Genomic DNA, 16,981 nt, shown 5'->3' on the forward strand with positions numbered 1-16,981 from the left:
GGAAGGCCTCATTCTGCGCGCGGGTCTGCGGCGCGCGGACCGGCGGCCAGCGGCTTGGGCGGCGGCGGCCCGACGGTCCAGCCGCCGCCGAGCGCCTTGTAGGCCGTCACCGCCTGGCGCAGCGTCTGTACCTGGGCGGAGGTGAGCTGGACCCGCACGGTGCGCCAGCCCTGTTCGGACGACAGCGTGGTGTTCAGGTCGTTCAGGCCAAGCTGGTAGCCCCTCAGGGCGGCGCGATAGGCGCGCCTGGCGCGCGCCTCGCCGTCGGTCAGCAGGACCACGCGCCTGCGGTCGGCCTCGAGCCTGACCAGCGCCGCCTCGGATTCGCTGAAGGCGGTGTGCACGACCTTTTCATAGGCGTAGGCGGCCTGCTGGGTGCGGGCGTCGTAGATCTTCAGCTGGGCGATCAGGTTGGGGATGTCGAAGATCGGCTGGGTCACGGCGCCGCCGACGGTCCAGGTGCTCGACACGGTCGCCGAGGCGCCTTGCAGGGCCTTGGACCAGCCGTAGCCGGGCTTCAGGGTGAAGGTCGGCAGGAAGGCCATGAGCGCGACCGACTTGCGCCCGACGGCGCCGGTCAGCTGAACCTCGGCGCTGCGCACGTCCGGCCGGCGGCGCAGCAGGTCGCTGGGCAGCGTCTCCGGCACAGGCGGCGCCTCGCCGACGAAGGGCGGCAGGTCGACCGAGCTGGTCGGCTCGACGTAGCGGCCGGCGAGGATCAGCAGCGCGCGTCGCTGGGCCTGCAGCTCGGCCTGAAGGTTGGCCACCTGGGCGTCGGACTGGGCGAGGTCGCCGGCCACTCGGTCGGGCTCGGAGGTCGCCGCCAGGCCCGCCTTGGCCCGGCGGTCGGCGACATCGTAGAGCTCGCGCTCGATGCGGGCGCTCTCCGTGGCGTCGGCGAGCTGGATGGACAGGCCGCGCGCCTGGAAATAGGCGTCGGCGACCTCGGCCGCGAGGCTGGTGCGCGCGGTGATGTAGTCGAAGCCCGCCGCGGCGACGTCGGCGTCGGCCACATGCTTGGCGGCGAACAGCCGGCCGAAGACGTCGACTTCCCAGCTGACGTTGAAGTTGAGCGAATAGGTGTCGGTGATCCCGCCACCGGTCAGCCCGGGGATATCGAACGGAAGGCCTGGGATAGTGAGGCCGCCCTTGGTGTTCTGCCGCGAGAACGAGTAGCCGGGGTTGCCCTGCGGCAGGAAGTGGCTGAGCGCGCTGGAGCGCGTCGCGCTCGCCTCGCGAAGCCGCGAGGCGGCGGTCTTGGCGTCGGGATTGTGCGCCAGGGCGTCTTCGATCAGGCCGGTCAACTGCGGATCGTTGAACGCCGCCCACCAGGTTTCGAGCGCAGGCTCCGCCGCGGCCGCCGGCGTCGCCGCCGCCTGCGCGGGCGGTTCGTAGGCGGCCGGCAGACGCAGGTCCACCTTGGGCCGGGAAGCGCAGGCGGCCAGCGCCAGACAGGCGAGCACGGCGATGGAAGCGGCGGAACGCATCAGCGGTGATTTCGGGCCGGGCGGTCCCCGGCGGTTCTCCCCCGTCGGCGATGTGGCGCCGCTTGCTGGGCTAGTTGGACGTACGGAGGCGCCGGTGCAAGCGCCGGAGCGACACACCTCTTCCCCAAAAGGCCCCCTCCTCGCCGGCGCCTTCTCCGGACGCCAGGCACGTTTGGCTTATGCGGGAACGCTTCATTCTGTGAAGTGTAATGTCTGTAAGGTTAAGAGGCGGTTGGCGAGGGGTTAACGCACCCGTCGCGATCGGCCCCGGCTGCTTTAGGAGCCAGAGCGGGTCACAACCGCTGGTTTCGGCAGAGCCCCACCGCTTCAGCGCCTCGGCGCGAACCGCCGGCAAACGCCGCAACCCTGGATTTCTGGCCTCAAACCTTAACCGACCGGTGTCCGGCAGGCCCGGCAGGCCGTTCGGGATCACGGGGCGGATCCATCCGCGCCGTTGGCGCGGCGCCGTCTGCTCACTAAGTTCAGGCGCGACCGAAGTGAGGGACGCCATGGCTGAGACGGGTCGAATTCGGGCGGGGATCGGCGGCTGGACCTTCGAGCCCTGGCGCGGGGTCTTCTATCCGAAAGGGCTCAGGCAGGCCGAGGAGCTGGAGTACGCGTCGCGCCACCTGACCGCGATCGAGATCAACGGCACCTATTACTCGACCTTCAAGCCGGACAGCTTCGCCAAGTGGCGGGCCTCGACGCCCGACGGCTTCAAGTTCTCGGTCAAGGCCTCGCGCTTCTGCACCAACCGCAAGGCGCTCTCCGACATGGGCAAGTCGATGGAGGTGTTCCTGAACCAGGGCCTCGTCGAGCTGGGCGACCGGCTGGGGCCGATCCTCTGGCAGTTCATGGCCACGAAGAAGTTCGAGCCCGAGGACTTCGAGGGCTTCCTGGGGCTGCTGCCCGACAAGCTGGAGGGCCTGCCGCTGCGCCACGTGGTCGAGGTGCGGCACGCATCGTTCAAGGCCCCGGCCTTCATCGCGCTCTGCCGCAAATACAATGTCGCCGTCTGCCTGGCGGACCACGAGACCTATCCGATGATCGCCGACGTCACCGGCGACCTCGTCTACGCCCGGCTGCAGACCGGCTCCGACGACGTCGAGACGGCCTATACGCCGCAGGACCTGGATCTCTGGGCACGGCGGCTGCAAGCCTACGCCAGCGGCGGCGCGCCCGCGGACCTGCCGAAGGTCGACGCCGACCATTCCGCGCCGGTCGCGCCGCGGGAGGTGTTCGCCTTCTTCATCCACGAGGGAAAGGTTCGCGCGCCCGCCGCGGCCATGGCCCTGCTGGAGCGGGTGGGCGGGCAGCCGCCGCGGTAGGAGGTTCCGCGCGGCGCGGCCTGCCTGCGACGGAACTCGACAGCGGTCTGCGATCTCAGATGCGCAGACGCAGAGCGGAGGATCGGCCGTGTCCGATATGAACACTCACAATCCAAGAAGTACGGCGAAGGTCGCGGGACACCCGCTGCACCCCATGGTCATCCCGTTCCCGATCGCCTTCTTCGTGTCGACCTTGGTGACGGACCTCATCTACCTGAACACCCACCGCCCCGGCTTCGCCGAGGCGTCCATGTGGCTGCTGGGCGCGGGCCTTGCGAGCGCGCTGCTTGCCGCGGTCCTGGGCCTTACCGACTTCCTGGGGGACCGGCGCGTGCGCCGCCTGCGCCAGGCGTGGCTGCATATGGTGGGCAATGTGATCCTGGTGGCGCTGCAGGCGGTGAATTTCTACCTGCGCAGCGCCGGAGACATCCGCGACGCCATCGCGCCGTCCGGCGTGACGCTCTCGGCGATCGCCGTGGCGCTGCTCCTGTTCAACGGCTGGATGGGCTGGGAGATGGTCTACCGCGGCCACGTCGGCGTCGTCGACGAAACGGAGACCGCCTCGATCCGCTGAGCCGGATTCGCGGCCGCGGCGCCGAGCCAAAGAAAAACGCCCCCGCGCCACGGGCGCGAGGACGTTTCCTCAGAGTACTCAAGACTTGGAACTAGGCTTGGAACACAGGTACTGAACTCAGGTACTGTAACTTGCGCGTCGCGCAGATCAGCCGCCGCCCGGGAAGCGGACCGGAACCTTGACCTGACCGGTCTTGGAACCGATCGGCAGGACGTCGGCGACGCAGAGCGCGGCCTTGTCGAAGCCCTTGCCGGGCGCGCTCTCGGTCACGACCTTGCAGTTCGACAGCTTGCCGCCCTCGGCGGTGCAGTCGAGCGTAACCATGGCCGCATCGCGGGTGTTCGCGTTCTTCGACAGGCAACGCGACATGCTTTCTTCAAAAGACGCCGCAGACGTGGCGCTCGCCACAACAAGGCTCAAGCTGATCCCGCCCAGAACGGCGATGATTTTCTTCATCTTCCCCAACTCCATCTCGCATTGGATGCGACGGAATATCGAGGGCATCTGTTAAAATAAACTGAGTCGTCAGTTCCGTTATTCTTAAATCCTCGTAAATTTCAAATATCAACCAATCGTTGCGCCACTCGCAGCCCAGGATTCATGACGAAGGCGCGGCGCAGGCGTCCCGGCTTGGTCACGAACCGTTAGTGTCATCCCTTCATCATATCCGGCGATTCGACGAGATTGCGGGGGGACTCCATGAAACGCGTCAGGCTTCAAGACCTGCCGTTGGTGGTCAAGATCGGTTTCGCGCCAGCGTTCGCGGTGGCCATGCTTGCCTTGATGGCCATCGGCTCACTGGTGCTGCAGAAGAGCGAGCTGCACGAACTGCAGCGGGTAGTCCACACGGACATGCCCAACAGCATGCGCATGCAGAAGATCTCCGAACGCATCACCGCGGTCCACGGCGAGCTCTATCTGCTCCTGACGCACACGGCCGCCAAGATGGACGTCGGCAAGAGCGAGGCCCGGGCCAAGGCCCTGCTGGCCGAGGTGGACTCGATCCGCGCCGAGGTCGGCGTGGCGCGCGCGGCCGCGCCGCCCGAGCAGCGCCCGCAGTACGACAAGCTGATGAAGGACCTGAAGGAGACCCACGAGGGTCTGGACGTGGTCACCGCCATGATGACGGCCGACTTCGCCACCGCCGCCGGCTTCGCCGAGCCCTTCGAGGAGCAGTACAGCAAGATGTCGGCGACCCTGCGCGACATCGTCGACAAGGCGCAGGCCCAGACCGACAAGCAGACCAAGGCGACCGAGTCCCGCTCGCAGATGGCCCAGACCGTGACCATCGTCGCGGCCCTGATCACCCTGCTGGGCTCGGCCGTCATCGCCTGGTTCCTGACGATGAACATCCGCGGCGCGGTGCAGAAGATCGCCGGCGCGACCGAGAAGCTGGCGCGCGGCGACGCCGACGTGAACCTCGACAACCTCGGCCGCAAGGACGAGCTGGGGGCCATCGTCCGCTCGCTCACCGTCTTCAAGGACAACCAGCTGCACCTCGAGCGGCTGCGGCAGGAGCAGGAGGCCAACCGCAACGCCACCGAGGAAGAGCGCCGCCGGGCCGAGGAGGCTCAGCGCCTGGTGGCCGAGCAGCAGCGGCTGGTGGTGACCTCGCTGGCCGAGGGCCTCGACCGCCTGGCCGCCGGCGACCTGACCATCCGGCTCGGGATCGCCTTCCCGGGCGAGTACGAGAAGCTGCGCAACGACTTCAACGCCGCCGTCGAGAAGCTGGAGGAGGTGCTGCGCGCCATCGCCACCTCCACCGCCTCGATCAGCTCCGGCTCGGCCGAGATCTCCAACGGCGCCGAGGACCTGTCGCGGCGGACCGAGCATCAGGCCGCGACCCTGGAAGAGACCGCCGCGGCGCTCGACCAGATCACCGCCACCGTGCAGAAGACCGCCAGCGGGGCGACCGCCGGCCGCGAGGCCGTGGGCTCCGCCAAGGCCGACGCCGAACGCTCCGGCGACGTCGTGGGCCGGGCGGTGGTGGCGATGAACGCCATCGAGAAGTCCGCCCGCGAGATCAGCCAGATCATCGGCGTGGTCGACGAGATCGCCTTCCAGACCAACCTTTTGGCCCTCAACGCAGGCGTCGAGGCGGCCCGCGCCGGCGACGCCGGCAAGGGCTTCGCGGTCGTGGCCTCGGAAGTCCGCGGCCTCGCCCAGCGCTCGGCCGACGCGGCCAAGGAGATCAAGGGCCTGATCTCGGCCTCCAGCCAGCAGGTCGAGGAGGGCGTGTCCCTCGTCGGCGAGGCGGGCGACGCGCTGCAGCGTATCGTGGCGCACGTCAACGAGATCTCGGGCCTGGTGGGCGAGATCGCCTCCTCGGCCCGCGAGGAGGCCCAAGGGCTCGCCGAGGTCAACACCGCCGTCAACCAGATGGACCAGGTCACCCAGCAGAACGCCGCCATGGTCGAACAGGCCACGGCCGCCAGCCGGATGCTGGCCGAGGAGACCAAGGAACTCGCGCGCCTGGTCGGCCGCTTCAGCATCAGCGGCGTGGAGACCCTGCAGTACGCCGGCTCCAGCCGCGCCGAGCGCCCGGCGCCCGCGCCGCGCCCGGCCGCGCCGACCTATGCGCCGCCTCAGTCGATCGGCGCGACCGCGCTGAAGGCTCAGCCGGCGCCGGTCTCGCAGGCCGCCCCCGACGATTGGGAAGAATTCTGAGCCCCTGACCCCGGCTCAGCCTGCTGAAGGAGCGTCGGTCCGCCGGCGCTCCTTTTTCGTTGCGGCGCGATGCTCCGCCTCTGGCGAGCTGCCCCCTCCCCCTAGTCCGCATGCACCTCGAGGGTCTCCGAGGCCGCGCCGTGCGGCGGCTTGAGGATCAGGATCAGCGGCCCGAGCAGCAGGCTGAGCAGCGCCATCCAGGCGAAGATGGAATCGTAGCTCATCATCGCGCTCTGGCGGGTGACCTCTCCGTTGAGCGCCTCCAAGGCGCCGGCGGAGCCGTCGAAGACGTGCGGCAGCGACCAGCGGATCACCGGGTCGGACGGGTTCAGGCCCGCCGCCAGCCGCTCGTGGGCGGTGGCGCTCTGGCTGATCAGGTTGGCCTGCAGCACGGCGATGCCGAGGCTGGAGCCCATGGTCCGCAGGACGTTGCTGAACACCGCCGCCTCGGTGCGGTGCTGGGGCGCCAGCGTCGCGAAGCCGAGCACCGACAGCGGACCGAACATCAACCCCATGCCGATCCCCTGCACGAAGCCGGCGACCTTGATCGGCGTGGCCGTCATCAACAGGTCGAAGTGGGCCATGCGCCACAGCGAGTAGAAGCAGATCGCCAATCCGATCGCCATGGTCTGGCGCGCGCCGAGCTTGCGGGTCGCGGCGTTGACGATGGCGAAGGCGCAGATCGAGCCCAAGCCGCGGTACATGCTGGCCAGGCCGCTCTGCAGGGCGGAATAGCCCAGGAGGCTCTGCATGAAGGTCGGCAAGAGGGCGCCGGTGCCGAACATCATCGCCGCGACGATCAACATGAAGATCGCGGTGGTCACCAAGTTGCGGTCGGCGAAGAGCGCGCGGTGGAAGAAGGGATGCGGCGCGGTCAGGGTCTGGATGAGGAAGACATGCAGGCCGCCCAGAGCGACGACGGCGTAGATCCAGATCTCGCGGCTGTCGAACCAGTCCTGGCTGGGGCCGCGGTCGGCCATCAGCTGGATCGCGCCGGTGCAGAGCACCAGGGCGGAGAAGCCCAGGAAGTCGAACGGCCGCTGCTGGCCGCCGCGGTCCGGCTCCAAGGTCAGATAGACCAGGACGAAGGCCAGCGCGCCCACCGGCACGTTGACGTAGAACACCCAGCGCCATGAGAAGTGCTCGGTGAGCAGGCCGCCGAGGGTCGGCCCGAGGATTGGGCCCACCATGATCACCGCGCTCCACATGGCCATCACCCGGGGCATCAAGCGCTGCGGCCACAGGTCGAGGATCGCCGCCTGGGAGATCGGCATCATGCCGGCGCCGGCGAAGCCCTGCAGCAGGCGGAACAGCACCATTTCCGGAAGCGTGGTGGCGATCCCGCAGAGGATCGAGGCGCCGATGAAGGCCGCGATCGAGAACAGGAACAACGGCTTGCGACCGATCTTCAGCGCCAGCCAGCCGGAGAAGGGCGTCATGATCGCGCTGGCGACGATGTAGGAGGTCAGCACCCAGGTGATCTGGTCCTGCCCGGCCGAGAGACTGCCCTGCATGTGCGGCAGGGCGACGTTGGCGATCGTGGCGTCGAGCGAGTTCATGGTGGTGGCGAGCATCATCCCGCCCGTCGCCACCGCCCGCATCGCCGTGCCCGACCTGGGCTCGGCCGACAATCCGTCCGTGGCGACGACGCGCGCGCCGCCGCCCCGGTGCTCGTCGGAAATCATGGCTGCGCCTCCTTCGGGCGACATGTAGCGGGCTTCGCGTCGCCGGTCAGTCCGGGCCGGCGGCCAAGCTGGCCTTATCGGCCGGGCGATCCTAGCTTGCGAAGTTCGGAAGCGGGACACTAGGCTGCGACGTGATGTCCGAGGCCGCCTATCCCGCCGCCGGCAAGCGCGAGCAGACGAAGCTGCAGAACCGGCAGGCCATCCTCGACGCCGCGCGCGAGGTGTTCGCCGAGCTCGGCTACGAGGCGGCCACGGTGCGCGACATCATCCGCCGCACAGGCCTGTCCGTCGGCGCCTTCTACAACTACTTCCGCTCCAAGGAAGAGGTGCACGCGGCGCTGACCGCCGACGGCGCTGCGCGGTTCGCGCCGATCCTGAAGCGCCTGCGCGCCGAGGCCGGGGCCGAGCCCGGGCGTTTCGTACGCGCCGCCATCGGCGCCTATTTCGCCTTCATCGCCGACGAGCACGAGAACTGGGCCGCGCGCCGTCCGCCCGGCGAGCATCATCCGACGCTGCGGGTCACCACGCCGGAGATGGCGGCGGTCTTCGACGAGGTGCGCGCGGCGATCACCCAGGCGATCGTGCGCGACGGCGGGCCGGCGGCCGATCCCGACTTCATGGCCGCCGCCTGCATCGCCATCGCCCGCGACATCGGCGACAAGATGCTCGAACGCCGGCCCGTCGACACCGAGGCCGCCACCGACTTCGCCGTCGCCATGATCCTGGGCGGGCTGGGGGCGCTGCGGGATCCCCGGTAGCGCAAGGCCCCTTTTTCCTTCTCCTCCTTATTCTTCCTCCGTCATGGCCCGACTTGTTCGGGCTACCCAGCCCGGAACGCCGGCCTCATCATTTGCGGAACGACTTTGGGATGGGTCCGCCCGAACAAGTCGGGCGATGACGGAGTAACAAGTCGGGCGATGACGGAGTAAAAAGGGGCTTCGACTGCACAGCCGGACATTGCGGTTGACTCGGCCTCAGCGTTCCACTATCCACCGCGCCTCGATTTTCGACCCCGGAGCCTTCCCGTGAAGCGGACTTTCCAGCCGTCCCGACTCGTGCGCAAGCGCCGGCACGGATTCCGCCTGCGCATGTCCACCAAGAATGGACAGAAGGTGCTGGCCCGTCGTCGCGCCAAGGGCCGCAAGCGCCTGAGCGCTTAAGCCTTAGCTGAGCCAAGGGTGTCGGCATGGCCGGCGCCGCCTTCGCCATCGAACGTCTCAAGAAGCGCGCCGACTTCCTCGCCTGCGCCCAGGCGCCGGCGTGCGCCCGCGGCGCCGTGGTCGTCCAGGCGCGCTCGCGCAGCGACGAAAAGTCCCTCGTCCGCGCCGGCTTCACCGCCACCAAGCGCATCGGCGGGGCCGTCCAGCGCAACCGCGCCAAGCGGCGGCTGCGCGAGGCCGCCAGGCTGCTGCTGCCCGACCTCGCCCGCCCCGGTTTCGACTATGTGTTCATCGCCCGCGGCGGCGTGATCGCGCGCCCATGGGCGCGTCTTCTTGACGATGTGAAAAGCGCGCTGATAAGGCTCGCCGCCGAACGCGACGGCCGGCCCCGCGACCCTGCGCACGTCCCGCCCGCAGATTGAGCTCTTCCCCGATGCAAGACGAATCCAGCCGCAACACGATCATCTTCCTCGTGTGCGCGGTCTTCCTGTTCTTCATCTACCAGCATTTCGTGCTCGACCCGGCGGCGGCCCGCCGCCAGGCCGAGATGAAGCAGGCTCAGGCCACGGCGCAGGCTCAGGCCCAGGCGCACGGACCCGGCAGCCCCGGCGCGCCGACCGCCGACGGACCCGCCCCGGTCAGCCGCACCCAGGCGCTGCAGGCCAGCCCGCGCGTGCCGATCGCCACGCCGTCGCTGAAGGGCTCCATCGCGTTGAAGGGCGCGCGGATTGACGACCTGTGGCTGACCCAATTCCGCCAGACGGTGGACAAGAACTCCCCGCCGGTGGAGCTCTTGCGCCCCGAAGGCGCCCAGCACGCCTGGTTCGCCCAGTTCGGCTGGACCGGCGCCAACGTGCCCGGCCTGCCGAACGAGGACACCGTCTGGACCGTGGCCCAGGGCTCGACGCTGTCGCCCGGTCAGCCGCTGGTGCTGACCGCCGCCAACGGCCAGGGCCTGACCTTCACGCGCAAGATCGAGGTCGACGACAAGTTCATGTTCACGGTCACCGACACGGTGGCCAACGCCTCGGACCATCCGGTGACGCTGGCGCCGTACGGCTCGATCCAGCGTCAGGGCCTGCCGCCGGCGGCGCAGGGCAGCCAGATCGTCCACGAGGGCGCGGTGGGCGCGCTCGGCCAGGACAATCCGACGCTGAAGCTCATCAAGTACAAGCAGTGGGCCAAGAACGGCGGCGGCGGGGAGATCGCCTCCAAGACCGGCTGGGTCGGCATCACCGACAAGTACTGGCTGGCCGCCCTGATCCCGGCCCAGGGCCAGCCGTTCGAAGGCCAGTTCCGCGACACCAAGGTCCAGGGCCTCGACGTCTTCGACGCCAACTTCGTCGGCGCGGCGCGCACGGTACAGCCCGGCCAGCAGACCAGCGAGACCACCCGCTTCTTCGGCGGCGCCAAGGTCGTGCCGACGCTCAAGGCCTACCAGCAGCAGTACAACATCCCCCGCTTCGACAGCGCCGTCGACTGGGGTCACTTCTGGTTTCTGACCCGGCCGATCTTCGCCTTCCTGGAGTTCATCTACCACTACGTGGGCAGCTTCGGCGTCGCCATCCTGCTGCTGACGGTGGCCGTGCGCGCGATCTTCTTCCCGATCGCCCACAAGCAGTACGAGTCCATGGCCAAGATGCGCCGCGTCCAGCCGATGGTCGAGGAGCTGCGCAAGAAGTTCAAGGACGACCCGGCCAAGCAGCAGCAGGAGATGATGGCCCTCTACCAGCGGGAGAAGGTCAATCCGCTGGCCGGCTGCCTGCCGGTGCTGCTGCAGATCCCGGTGTTCTTCTCGCTCTACAAGGTGCTGACCGTCACCCTCGAGATGCGCCATGCCCCGTTCATGGGCTGGATCCAGGACCTCTCGGCCCGCGATCCCACCACCGTCTGGAACCTGTTCGGCCTGATCCCCTGGACGCCGGCGCATGCGCCGGTGGTGGGCGGCCTTTTGGACACCACCCTGCACATCGGGATCCTGCCGCTGCTCTACGGCCTGACCCAGTGGATGAGCATGGCCATGAGCCCGCCCGCGCCCGACCCGGCGCAGCAGAAGGTGATGCAGCTGATGCCGGTGATCTTCACCTTCTTCATGGCGCCCTTCGCCGTGGGCCTCCTGATCTACTGGACCTGGAGCAACGTCATCACCTTCGTCCAGCAGTACGTGCTGATGCGCCACTACAAGGTCGAGACCCCGTTCGACCGCTGGTTCGCCCGCATGTCGGGCAAGAAGGCGGCGACTTGAGCCAGACCGCGCCCTTCGACGAGGAAGCGCTGGAGGCGGCGCGCAAGCTGTTCGCCCGCGAGACCTGCTTCCTGATGGGGGCGGCGGCGATCTCCGGCCTGCCGGAGGCGGACCTGCCGGAGGTGGCCTTCGCCGGCCGCTCCAACGTCGGCAAGTCGTCGCTGATCAATGCGGTGACCGGGCGCAAGGAGCTGGCGCGGGCGTCGAACGAACCGGGTCGGACGCGGGAAGTGAACTTCTTCGTGCTGGACGAGCGGTTGCGGCTGGTCGACCTGCCGGGCTACGGCTTCGCCAAGGTCAGCCGCGAGGTGGCCAAGAAGTTCCAGAACCTCGGCCGCTCCTACCTGCGCGGCCGGCCGAACCTGAAGCGGGCCTATCTGCTGATCGACGCGCGCCATGGCCTCAAGGCCGTCGACGGCGAGGCGCTCGACGCCTTCGACCAGGCCGCGGTCTCCTATCAGATCGTGCTGACCAAGGCCGACAAGCTGAAGCCCGCCGAAGTCGCCAAGGTGACCGAGGCGACGCTGAAGGCGGTCTCCAAGCGTCCGGCCGCCTTCCCGCGCGTGCTGGCCACCAGCTCCGAGACCGGCCAGGGCATCCCCGAGCTCCGCGCCGAGATCGCCGCGGCGTGCGCGCTCTGAAGATGCTCCCCCTTAGGGGAGCTGTCGCCACCTCGCCGCTCCGCGGCGAGGTTTCGGTGAAGATCGCCGGATCGCAAGCGATCCGGCGGGCCGACTGAAAGGGCTTCCACTCAAACGCCCTGTTCAGGCAGGCGTCATCTGCATCTGAGCGGAAGCCCGGTCCTTCGGACCACCTCCCCCAAGGGGGCGGATCTGGGATGACACGGCCCCTCTCCTCCGCTATCCGACCCCCGGAACGGCAGCCCGGGGCGTACGGTGAGCGAACAAGCGGAAGAACAGGGCTGGGCGACCGCCAAGACGCTGGCCGAGACCCTGCCCTACATCCAGATCTATGATCGCGAGACGGTGGTCATCAAGTACGGCGGCCACGCCATGGGCGAGGAGCAGGTGGCCAAGCTGTTCGCCGCCGACGCCGTGCTGCTGAAGATGCTGGGCGTGCACCCGGTGGTGGTGCACGGCGGCGGGCCGCAGATCTCCGCCTGGCTGTCCAAGGCGGGCGTGAAATCGACCTTCGTCGACGGCCTCAGGGTCACCGACGAGGCGACCATGGAGGTGGCCGAGATGGTGCTCTCCGGCGCCATCAACAAGGAGATCGCCAACTGGATCACCCAGGCCGGCGCCGAGGCCGACGTGCGCGGGGTGGGGCTGTCCGGCAAGGACGCCCGGCTGATCACCGTCGAGAAGGTGCAGCGGACCCGCAAGGTCCCGGGCTCCGACGAGGAGCAGATGGTCGACCTGGGCTTCGTCGGCGAGCCGAAGAAGATCGACCCGCAGCTGATCCAGGCGCTGATCTACGCTGAGCACGACTATATTCCGGTGGTGGCGCCGATCGGCGTCTCCCAGGACGGCGAGACCTACAACATCAACGCCGACACCGTGGCCGGCGCGCTGGCCGGCGCGCTGGGCGCCAAGCGGATGCTGCTGCTGACCGACGTCATGGGCGTGCTCGACAGGAACGGAGAGCTGATCCGCCAGATGACGGTGGCGGAGGCCGAGGCCGCGATCGCCGACGGCGTCGCCACCGGCGGCATGATCCCCAAGCTCGAGACCGCCATCGCCGCGGTGGAGGCGGGCGTCGAGGCCGTCGTCATCCTCGACGGCCGGCGGCCGCACGCCATGCTGGTGGAGCTGTTCAGCGAGCACGGGGCCGGCACGCTGATCCGCAGATGAGCGTAGACCTCAGCCATGTGACCACCTGGCTCTTCGACCTGGATGACACCCTCTATCCGGCGGAGTCGGGCCTCATGGCCGAGATCGAGCGGAGGATGACCGCCTTCGTCATGCGCGTCACGCAGTTGCCGCGCGACGAGGCCTACCGGCTGCAGAAGGACTATCTGGTCAGGCACGGGGTGACCCTGCTGGGGCTGATGCAGAACCACGGCGTCGATCCGGCCGAGTTCGCCGACGCCTATGTCGACATCGAACTGGACGCGCTCTCGCACGACCCGGAGCTGGTCGCGGCGATCGAGGCCCTGCCCGGCCGCCGGCTGGTGTTCACCAACGCCGACGCGCGGCACGCCGAGCGCGTGCTGCGGCGGCTGGGTCTGACGGACCTGTTCCACGAGGTCTTCCACATCGCCTCGTTCGACTACACGCCCAAGCCCGATCCGCGCGCCTTCGCCCGGATGTGCGCCGAGCACGGTGTGGTCCCGGCGCAGACCTGCTTCTTCGAGGATTCCGAGCGCAACCTGCAGCCGGCCGCCGACCTCGGCATGACCACGGTGCTGGTCGGCCCGCACGCGCTGGACTCCGCCGCGCCCTTCGTCCATTTCCGCGCCCCACGGCTCACGCCCTTCCTGCAGGGCGTGAGCCGGCGCGAGACCCGTTGAAAGAGAGACCATGACCAGCATCACCGTGAGCGACCTGAAGATCGAGATCGAGCGGGCCTGGGACGCGCGCGACGGCGTCTCGACCGCCACCACCGGACCGGTGCGCACTGCGGTGGAGGAGACCCTGCAGCGCCTCGACGCCGGCGAGCTGCGCGTCGCCGGGCGCCAGGCCGACGGCCGCTGGGAGGTGCATCAGTGGGTCAAGCAGGCGATCCTGCTCTCCTTCCGCCTGAACCCCAACGCCGTTGTCCACGGCCCGGCCCCGGGGCCGTTCTGGGACAAGGTCCCGACCAAGTTCGCCGGCTGGGACGCCCCGCAGTTCGAGGCCGCGGGCTTCCGCGCCGTGCCGGGCGCCGTCGTCCGCCGCGGCGCGCACATCGCGAAAAACGTCGTGCTGATGCCGTCCTTCGTGAACGTCGGCGCCTTCGTCGACGAGGGCACGATGATCGACACCTGGGCGACGGTCGGCTCCTGCGCGCAGGTCGGCAAGCACTGCCACATTTCCGGCGGCGCAGGCCTCGGCGGGGTGCTGGAGCCGCTGCAGGCCAACCCGACCATCATCGAGGACAACTGCTTCATCGGCGCCCGCTCGGAAGTGGCCGAGGGCGTGATCGTGCGCCAGGGCAGCGTGCTGTCGATGGGCGTGTTCCTGACCTCCACCACCCCGATCATCAACCGCCAGACCGGCGAGGTGACCTACGGCGAAGTCCCGCCCTATTCGGTGGTGGTTTCCGGCTCGCGCCCGAACAAGACCGACGCCTCGCTGCCGTCGACCTACTGCGCGGTGATCATGAAGACGGTGGACGAGCGCACGCGCTCGAAGACCGGCGTGAACGAGCTGCTGCGGGATTAATACCGCGTCCCGTCCCGCCGCGTGTAGCCCTGCGCGCCCGGCGGGGCGAGCATGTCGATGTCAGGGTAGTCGCAGCCGTCTTCCTCCGGACAGCGCGAGCCCACCTCCAGCAGCACCAGCTCGCGGTCCGAACGGTTCTGGATGTGGTGGCCGTCGGCCTTGCCGGCGGGGAAACCGGCGCAGTCGCCGGGCCGCAAGGTCTGTTCGCCGGCTTCGCTGACCAGCACGCCCTCGCCTTCCAGCACATAGACGAACTCGTCCTCGGCGGTGTGCCAGTGGCGCTGGGCCGACCACTGACCGGGCGGCAGGCGCAGGAGGTTGACGCCGAACTGGGTCAGGCCCGCGGCGTCGCCCAGCCGCTGGCGCATGCGCCGGCGGCAGCGTTCGTCGAAGGGCGGCGGATAGTTGGTCCCGGTGCGGACCGGGACCTGGTCGACGTCGATCTTGGGCATGGGCCGTTTCCGGTCTAGGAGGACTTGAGAATTTAGTCCGCCAAGCCTTCGGGGGCGATCTTGATCGATGCCGTCAACCTGACGCGGGAGCTGATCCGCCGTCCCTCCGTGACGCCTGCGGACGCCGGCGCCATGGACGTGGTCGAAGAGACCCTAACCGGCCTGGGCTTCGCCTGCCGGCGCATGAAGTTCGGCGAGATCGAGAACCTCTACGCCAGGCTCGGGACCGCCCGACCGAATCTCTGCTTCGCCGGCCACACCGACGTGGTGCCGGTCGGCGACGCGGCCGCGTGGAGCCAGGGCGCCTTCGCGGCCGAGGTTGTCGACGGCGTGCTGGTGGGCCGCGGCGCGGTCGACATGAAGGGCGCCATCGCCGCCTACATCGCCGCCGCCGCCAAGGCGATCGCCGCCGGCGAGGTCAAGGGCTCGCTCTCCTTCCTGATCACCGGCGACGAGGAGGGCGTGGCGCTCGACGGCACCAGGAAGGTGGTCGAGACGCTCTTGGCCGAGGGCGAAGCGGTGGACCACTGCGTGGTCGGCGAGCCGACCTCGGCGCAGATCTTCGGCGACATGGTCAAGGTCGGCCGGCGCGGCTCGATCAACGCCGACATCCTGGTCGAGGGCGTCCAGGGCCATGTCGCCTACCCCCACCGCGCAGCCAATCCGGCGAGGGTGCTGGTCCCGCTGCTCGAACGGCTTCAGGGCCGCGTGCTGGACGAGGGCTACCCAGAGTTCCAGCCCTCGAACCTGGAGGTCACCCTGATCGAGATGCCGAACGCGGCGACCAACATCATCCCCTCGACCGGGCGCGCCCGGCTCAACATCCGCTTCAATCCGGCCCATACGGGCCAGGAGCTCGCCGACTGGATCGCCGCCGAGGCCGCCGCGGTCTCGCAGGGGACCAGGTGCCGGGTGACGGTGACGCCGCAGATCAGCGGCGAGGCCTTCCTGACCGAGCCCGGCCCCTTCACCGACGTCGTCGCCGCCGCCGTCGCCGACGTCACCGCCCACCTGCCGGAGCTCTCGACCTCCGGCGGCACCTCCGACGCGCGGTTCATCCGCGCGCTCTGCCCGGTGGTCGAGGTGGGCCTCGTCGGGATCACCATGCACCAGGTCGACGAGCGCACGCCGGTCGCCGAGATCGAGCGCCTGCAGGCGGTCTACGAGCGGCTGATCAACCGGTATTTCGCGGCGTTCGGGTGACACCCAAAACTGTCGTTCCGGTTTTCGCGCAGCGAAAGACCGGGATGTCACTGTGGGTGTGGGCGCGCCCCTCCCCTTACCCCTCGTACCCAACATAGGTGAGATAGAGCCCCCCAGCGGGAGCAACCGGCCCGCAGGCCTTGCGGTCGCGGGCTTCCAGCGCCGCCTTCAGGTCGTCCGCCGTCCAGCGGCCGACGCCGACCTCGACGAGCGAGCCGGTCATCGAGCGGACCTGGCGGTGCAGGAAGGACCGCGAGGCGAAGTCCAGCAGCACGTGCTCGCCCTCCCTCCGGACCGCGGCGAGATCCAGCGTCTTCATCGGCGACTTCGCCTGGCAGCCGAGGTCGCGGAAGGTGGTGAAGTCGTGGTGGCCGACGAGGACCTGGGCGGCGGCGTGCATGGCCGCCGCGTCCAGCGGCTTCTTCACGTGCCAGACCCGGCCCTGGTCGAGCGCCGGCGGGCTCTTGCGGTTGAGGATGCGGTAGAGGTAGCGGCGCTCGCGGGCCGAGAACCGGGCGTGCCAGCCCTCCGGCGCGACGGAGGCCTCGAGGATCACGATCGGCTCGGGCACGAGGTGGGCGTTCAGCGCGTCGCGCACCACCTCGGGCTTCCAGTCCTTCTCCAGGTCGACATGGATCACCTGGCCGGTGGCGTGGACGCCGGTGTCGGTGCGCCCGGCGGCGTGCAGCCGCAGCGCCTGGCCGCAGAAGCCCTTCACCGCCCGTTCGATCGAGCCCTGCACCGACGCCAGGCCGTCCTGGGCCTGGAAGCCGTGGTAAGGCCTGCCGTCGTATTCGATGAGCAGCCGGTAGCGCGGCATCAGGCGAGCGTCGTCCCCGCCGCCACGGCCTGGCCGC

17 protein-coding genes are annotated in these 16,981 nt (G+C 69.2%); 12 read left to right on the forward strand and 5 right to left on the reverse strand.

All coding sequences use genetic code 11. From position 1 onward, the window contains the following. Positions 1-8: 8 nt before the first annotated feature. The gene (locus VJS38_RS03860) at positions 9-1,487 is read right to left on the reverse strand and encodes a TolC family protein (RefSeq protein ID WP_324086834.1); all 1,479 of its coding nucleotides are present in this window, start codon (positions 1,485-1,487) and stop codon (positions 9-11) included. A 509-nt stretch (positions 1,488-1,996) separates the two neighbouring features. On the opposite strand from VJS38_RS03860, the gene VJS38_RS03865 reads away from it, so the two are divergent. Next, positions 1,997-2,815 (forward strand): DUF72 domain-containing protein, encoded by an 819-nt coding sequence (locus VJS38_RS03865; RefSeq protein WP_324086835.1) that lies wholly within the window; start codon positions 1,997-1,999, stop codon positions 2,813-2,815. A gap of 97 nt (positions 2,816-2,912) precedes the next feature. Then, positions 2,913-3,389: a DUF2231 domain-containing protein gene (locus VJS38_RS03870; protein WP_324086847.1), complete on the forward strand. Its 477-nt coding sequence runs from the start codon at positions 2,913-2,915 to the stop codon at positions 3,387-3,389. A gap of 147 nt (positions 3,390-3,536) precedes the next feature. On the opposite strand, the gene VJS38_RS03875 is transcribed toward VJS38_RS03870, so the two are convergent. Next, complete coding sequence (locus tag VJS38_RS03875) at positions 3,537-3,758, reverse strand: hypothetical protein (protein ID WP_324086836.1); 222 nt, start codon at positions 3,756-3,758, stop codon at positions 3,537-3,539. A 330-nt stretch (positions 3,759-4,088) separates the two neighbouring features. Here VJS38_RS03875 and VJS38_RS03880 point away from each other — a divergent pair, with 330 nt between their 5' ends. Next, positions 4,089-6,056 carry a methyl-accepting chemotaxis protein gene (locus VJS38_RS03880; protein WP_324086837.1) on the forward strand — a complete coding sequence of 656 codons (1,968 nt, stop codon included), beginning with the start codon at positions 4,089-4,091 and terminating at the stop codon, positions 6,054-6,056. Positions 6,057-6,157: 101 nt separating this feature from the next. Here the strand turns inward: VJS38_RS03880 and VJS38_RS03885 are convergent, their stop codons facing one another. Next, on the reverse strand, positions 6,158-7,741 hold the full coding sequence (locus tag VJS38_RS03885) for a DHA2 family efflux MFS transporter permease subunit (protein ID WP_324086838.1): 1,584 nt from the start codon (positions 7,739-7,741) through the stop codon (positions 6,158-6,160). Between the two features lie 134 nt (positions 7,742-7,875). Between VJS38_RS03885 and VJS38_RS03890 the strand changes: the two genes are divergently transcribed. From VJS38_RS03890 to dapD, 8 genes are all read left to right on the forward strand, one after another. After that, a complete protein-coding gene (locus tag VJS38_RS03890) occupies positions 7,876-8,499 on the forward strand; it encodes a TetR/AcrR family transcriptional regulator (protein WP_324086839.1) in 624 nt (207 codons plus the stop codon). A gap of 267 nt (positions 8,500-8,766) precedes the next feature. Beyond that, positions 8,767-8,901, forward strand: a complete 135-nt coding sequence (gene rpmH / locus VJS38_RS03895; RefSeq protein ID WP_293482274.1) for a 50S ribosomal protein L34 — start codon at positions 8,767-8,769, stop codon at positions 8,899-8,901. Positions 8,902-8,927: 26 nt separating this feature from the next. Then, a complete protein-coding gene (gene rnpA, locus VJS38_RS03900) occupies positions 8,928-9,323 on the forward strand; it encodes a ribonuclease P protein component (protein ID WP_324086840.1) in 396 nt (131 codons plus the stop codon). Positions 9,324-9,334: 11 nt separating this feature from the next. Continuing rightward, complete coding sequence (gene yidC, locus VJS38_RS03905; protein WP_324086841.1) at positions 9,335-11,146, forward strand: membrane protein insertase YidC; 1,812 nt, start codon at positions 9,335-9,337, stop codon at positions 11,144-11,146. Further along, on the forward strand, positions 11,143-11,787 hold the full coding sequence (yihA, locus tag VJS38_RS03910; protein WP_324086842.1) for a ribosome biogenesis GTP-binding protein YihA/YsxC: 645 nt from the start codon (positions 11,143-11,145) through the stop codon (positions 11,785-11,787). The genes yidC and yihA overlap by 4 nt, the downstream gene beginning before the upstream one ends. A gap of 255 nt (positions 11,788-12,042) precedes the next feature. Beyond that, complete coding sequence (gene argB, locus VJS38_RS03915) at positions 12,043-12,957, forward strand: acetylglutamate kinase (protein WP_324086843.1); 915 nt, start codon at positions 12,043-12,045, stop codon at positions 12,955-12,957. Then, positions 12,954-13,616, forward strand: coding sequence for a pyrimidine 5'-nucleotidase (locus VJS38_RS03920; protein ID WP_324086844.1), 663 nt, complete (start codon positions 12,954-12,956; stop codon positions 13,614-13,616). The genes argB and VJS38_RS03920 overlap by 4 nt, the downstream gene beginning before the upstream one ends. A 10-nt stretch (positions 13,617-13,626) precedes the next feature. Continuing rightward, on the forward strand, positions 13,627-14,469 hold the full coding sequence (gene dapD, locus VJS38_RS03925; RefSeq protein WP_324086845.1) for a 2,3,4,5-tetrahydropyridine-2,6-dicarboxylate N-succinyltransferase: 843 nt from the start codon (positions 13,627-13,629) through the stop codon (positions 14,467-14,469). Here the strand turns inward: dapD and VJS38_RS03930 are convergent. Next, positions 14,466-14,921, reverse strand: a complete 456-nt coding sequence (locus tag VJS38_RS03930; protein WP_324086846.1) for a cupin domain-containing protein — start codon at positions 14,919-14,921, stop codon at positions 14,466-14,468. The two genes, dapD and VJS38_RS03930, sit on opposite strands and share 4 nt — an antisense overlap. Before the next feature lie 57 nt (positions 14,922-14,978). Here VJS38_RS03930 and dapE point away from each other — a divergent pair, with 57 nt between their 5' ends. After that, positions 14,979-16,124, forward strand: coding sequence for a succinyl-diaminopimelate desuccinylase (dapE, locus tag VJS38_RS03935; RefSeq protein WP_324086848.1), 1,146 nt, complete (start codon positions 14,979-14,981; stop codon positions 16,122-16,124). 76 nt (positions 16,125-16,200) lie between these two features. On the opposite strand, the gene truA is transcribed toward dapE, so the two are convergent. Then, positions 16,201-16,944, reverse strand: a complete 744-nt coding sequence (truA, locus tag VJS38_RS03940) for a tRNA pseudouridine(38-40) synthase TruA (protein ID WP_324086849.1) — start codon at positions 16,942-16,944, stop codon at positions 16,201-16,203. Between the last annotated feature and the right edge of the window lie 37 nt (positions 16,945-16,981).

Source organism: Phenylobacterium sp. (assembly GCF_035276905.1).
Lineage (GTDB): Bacteria > Pseudomonadota > Alphaproteobacteria > Caulobacterales > Caulobacteraceae > Phenylobacterium.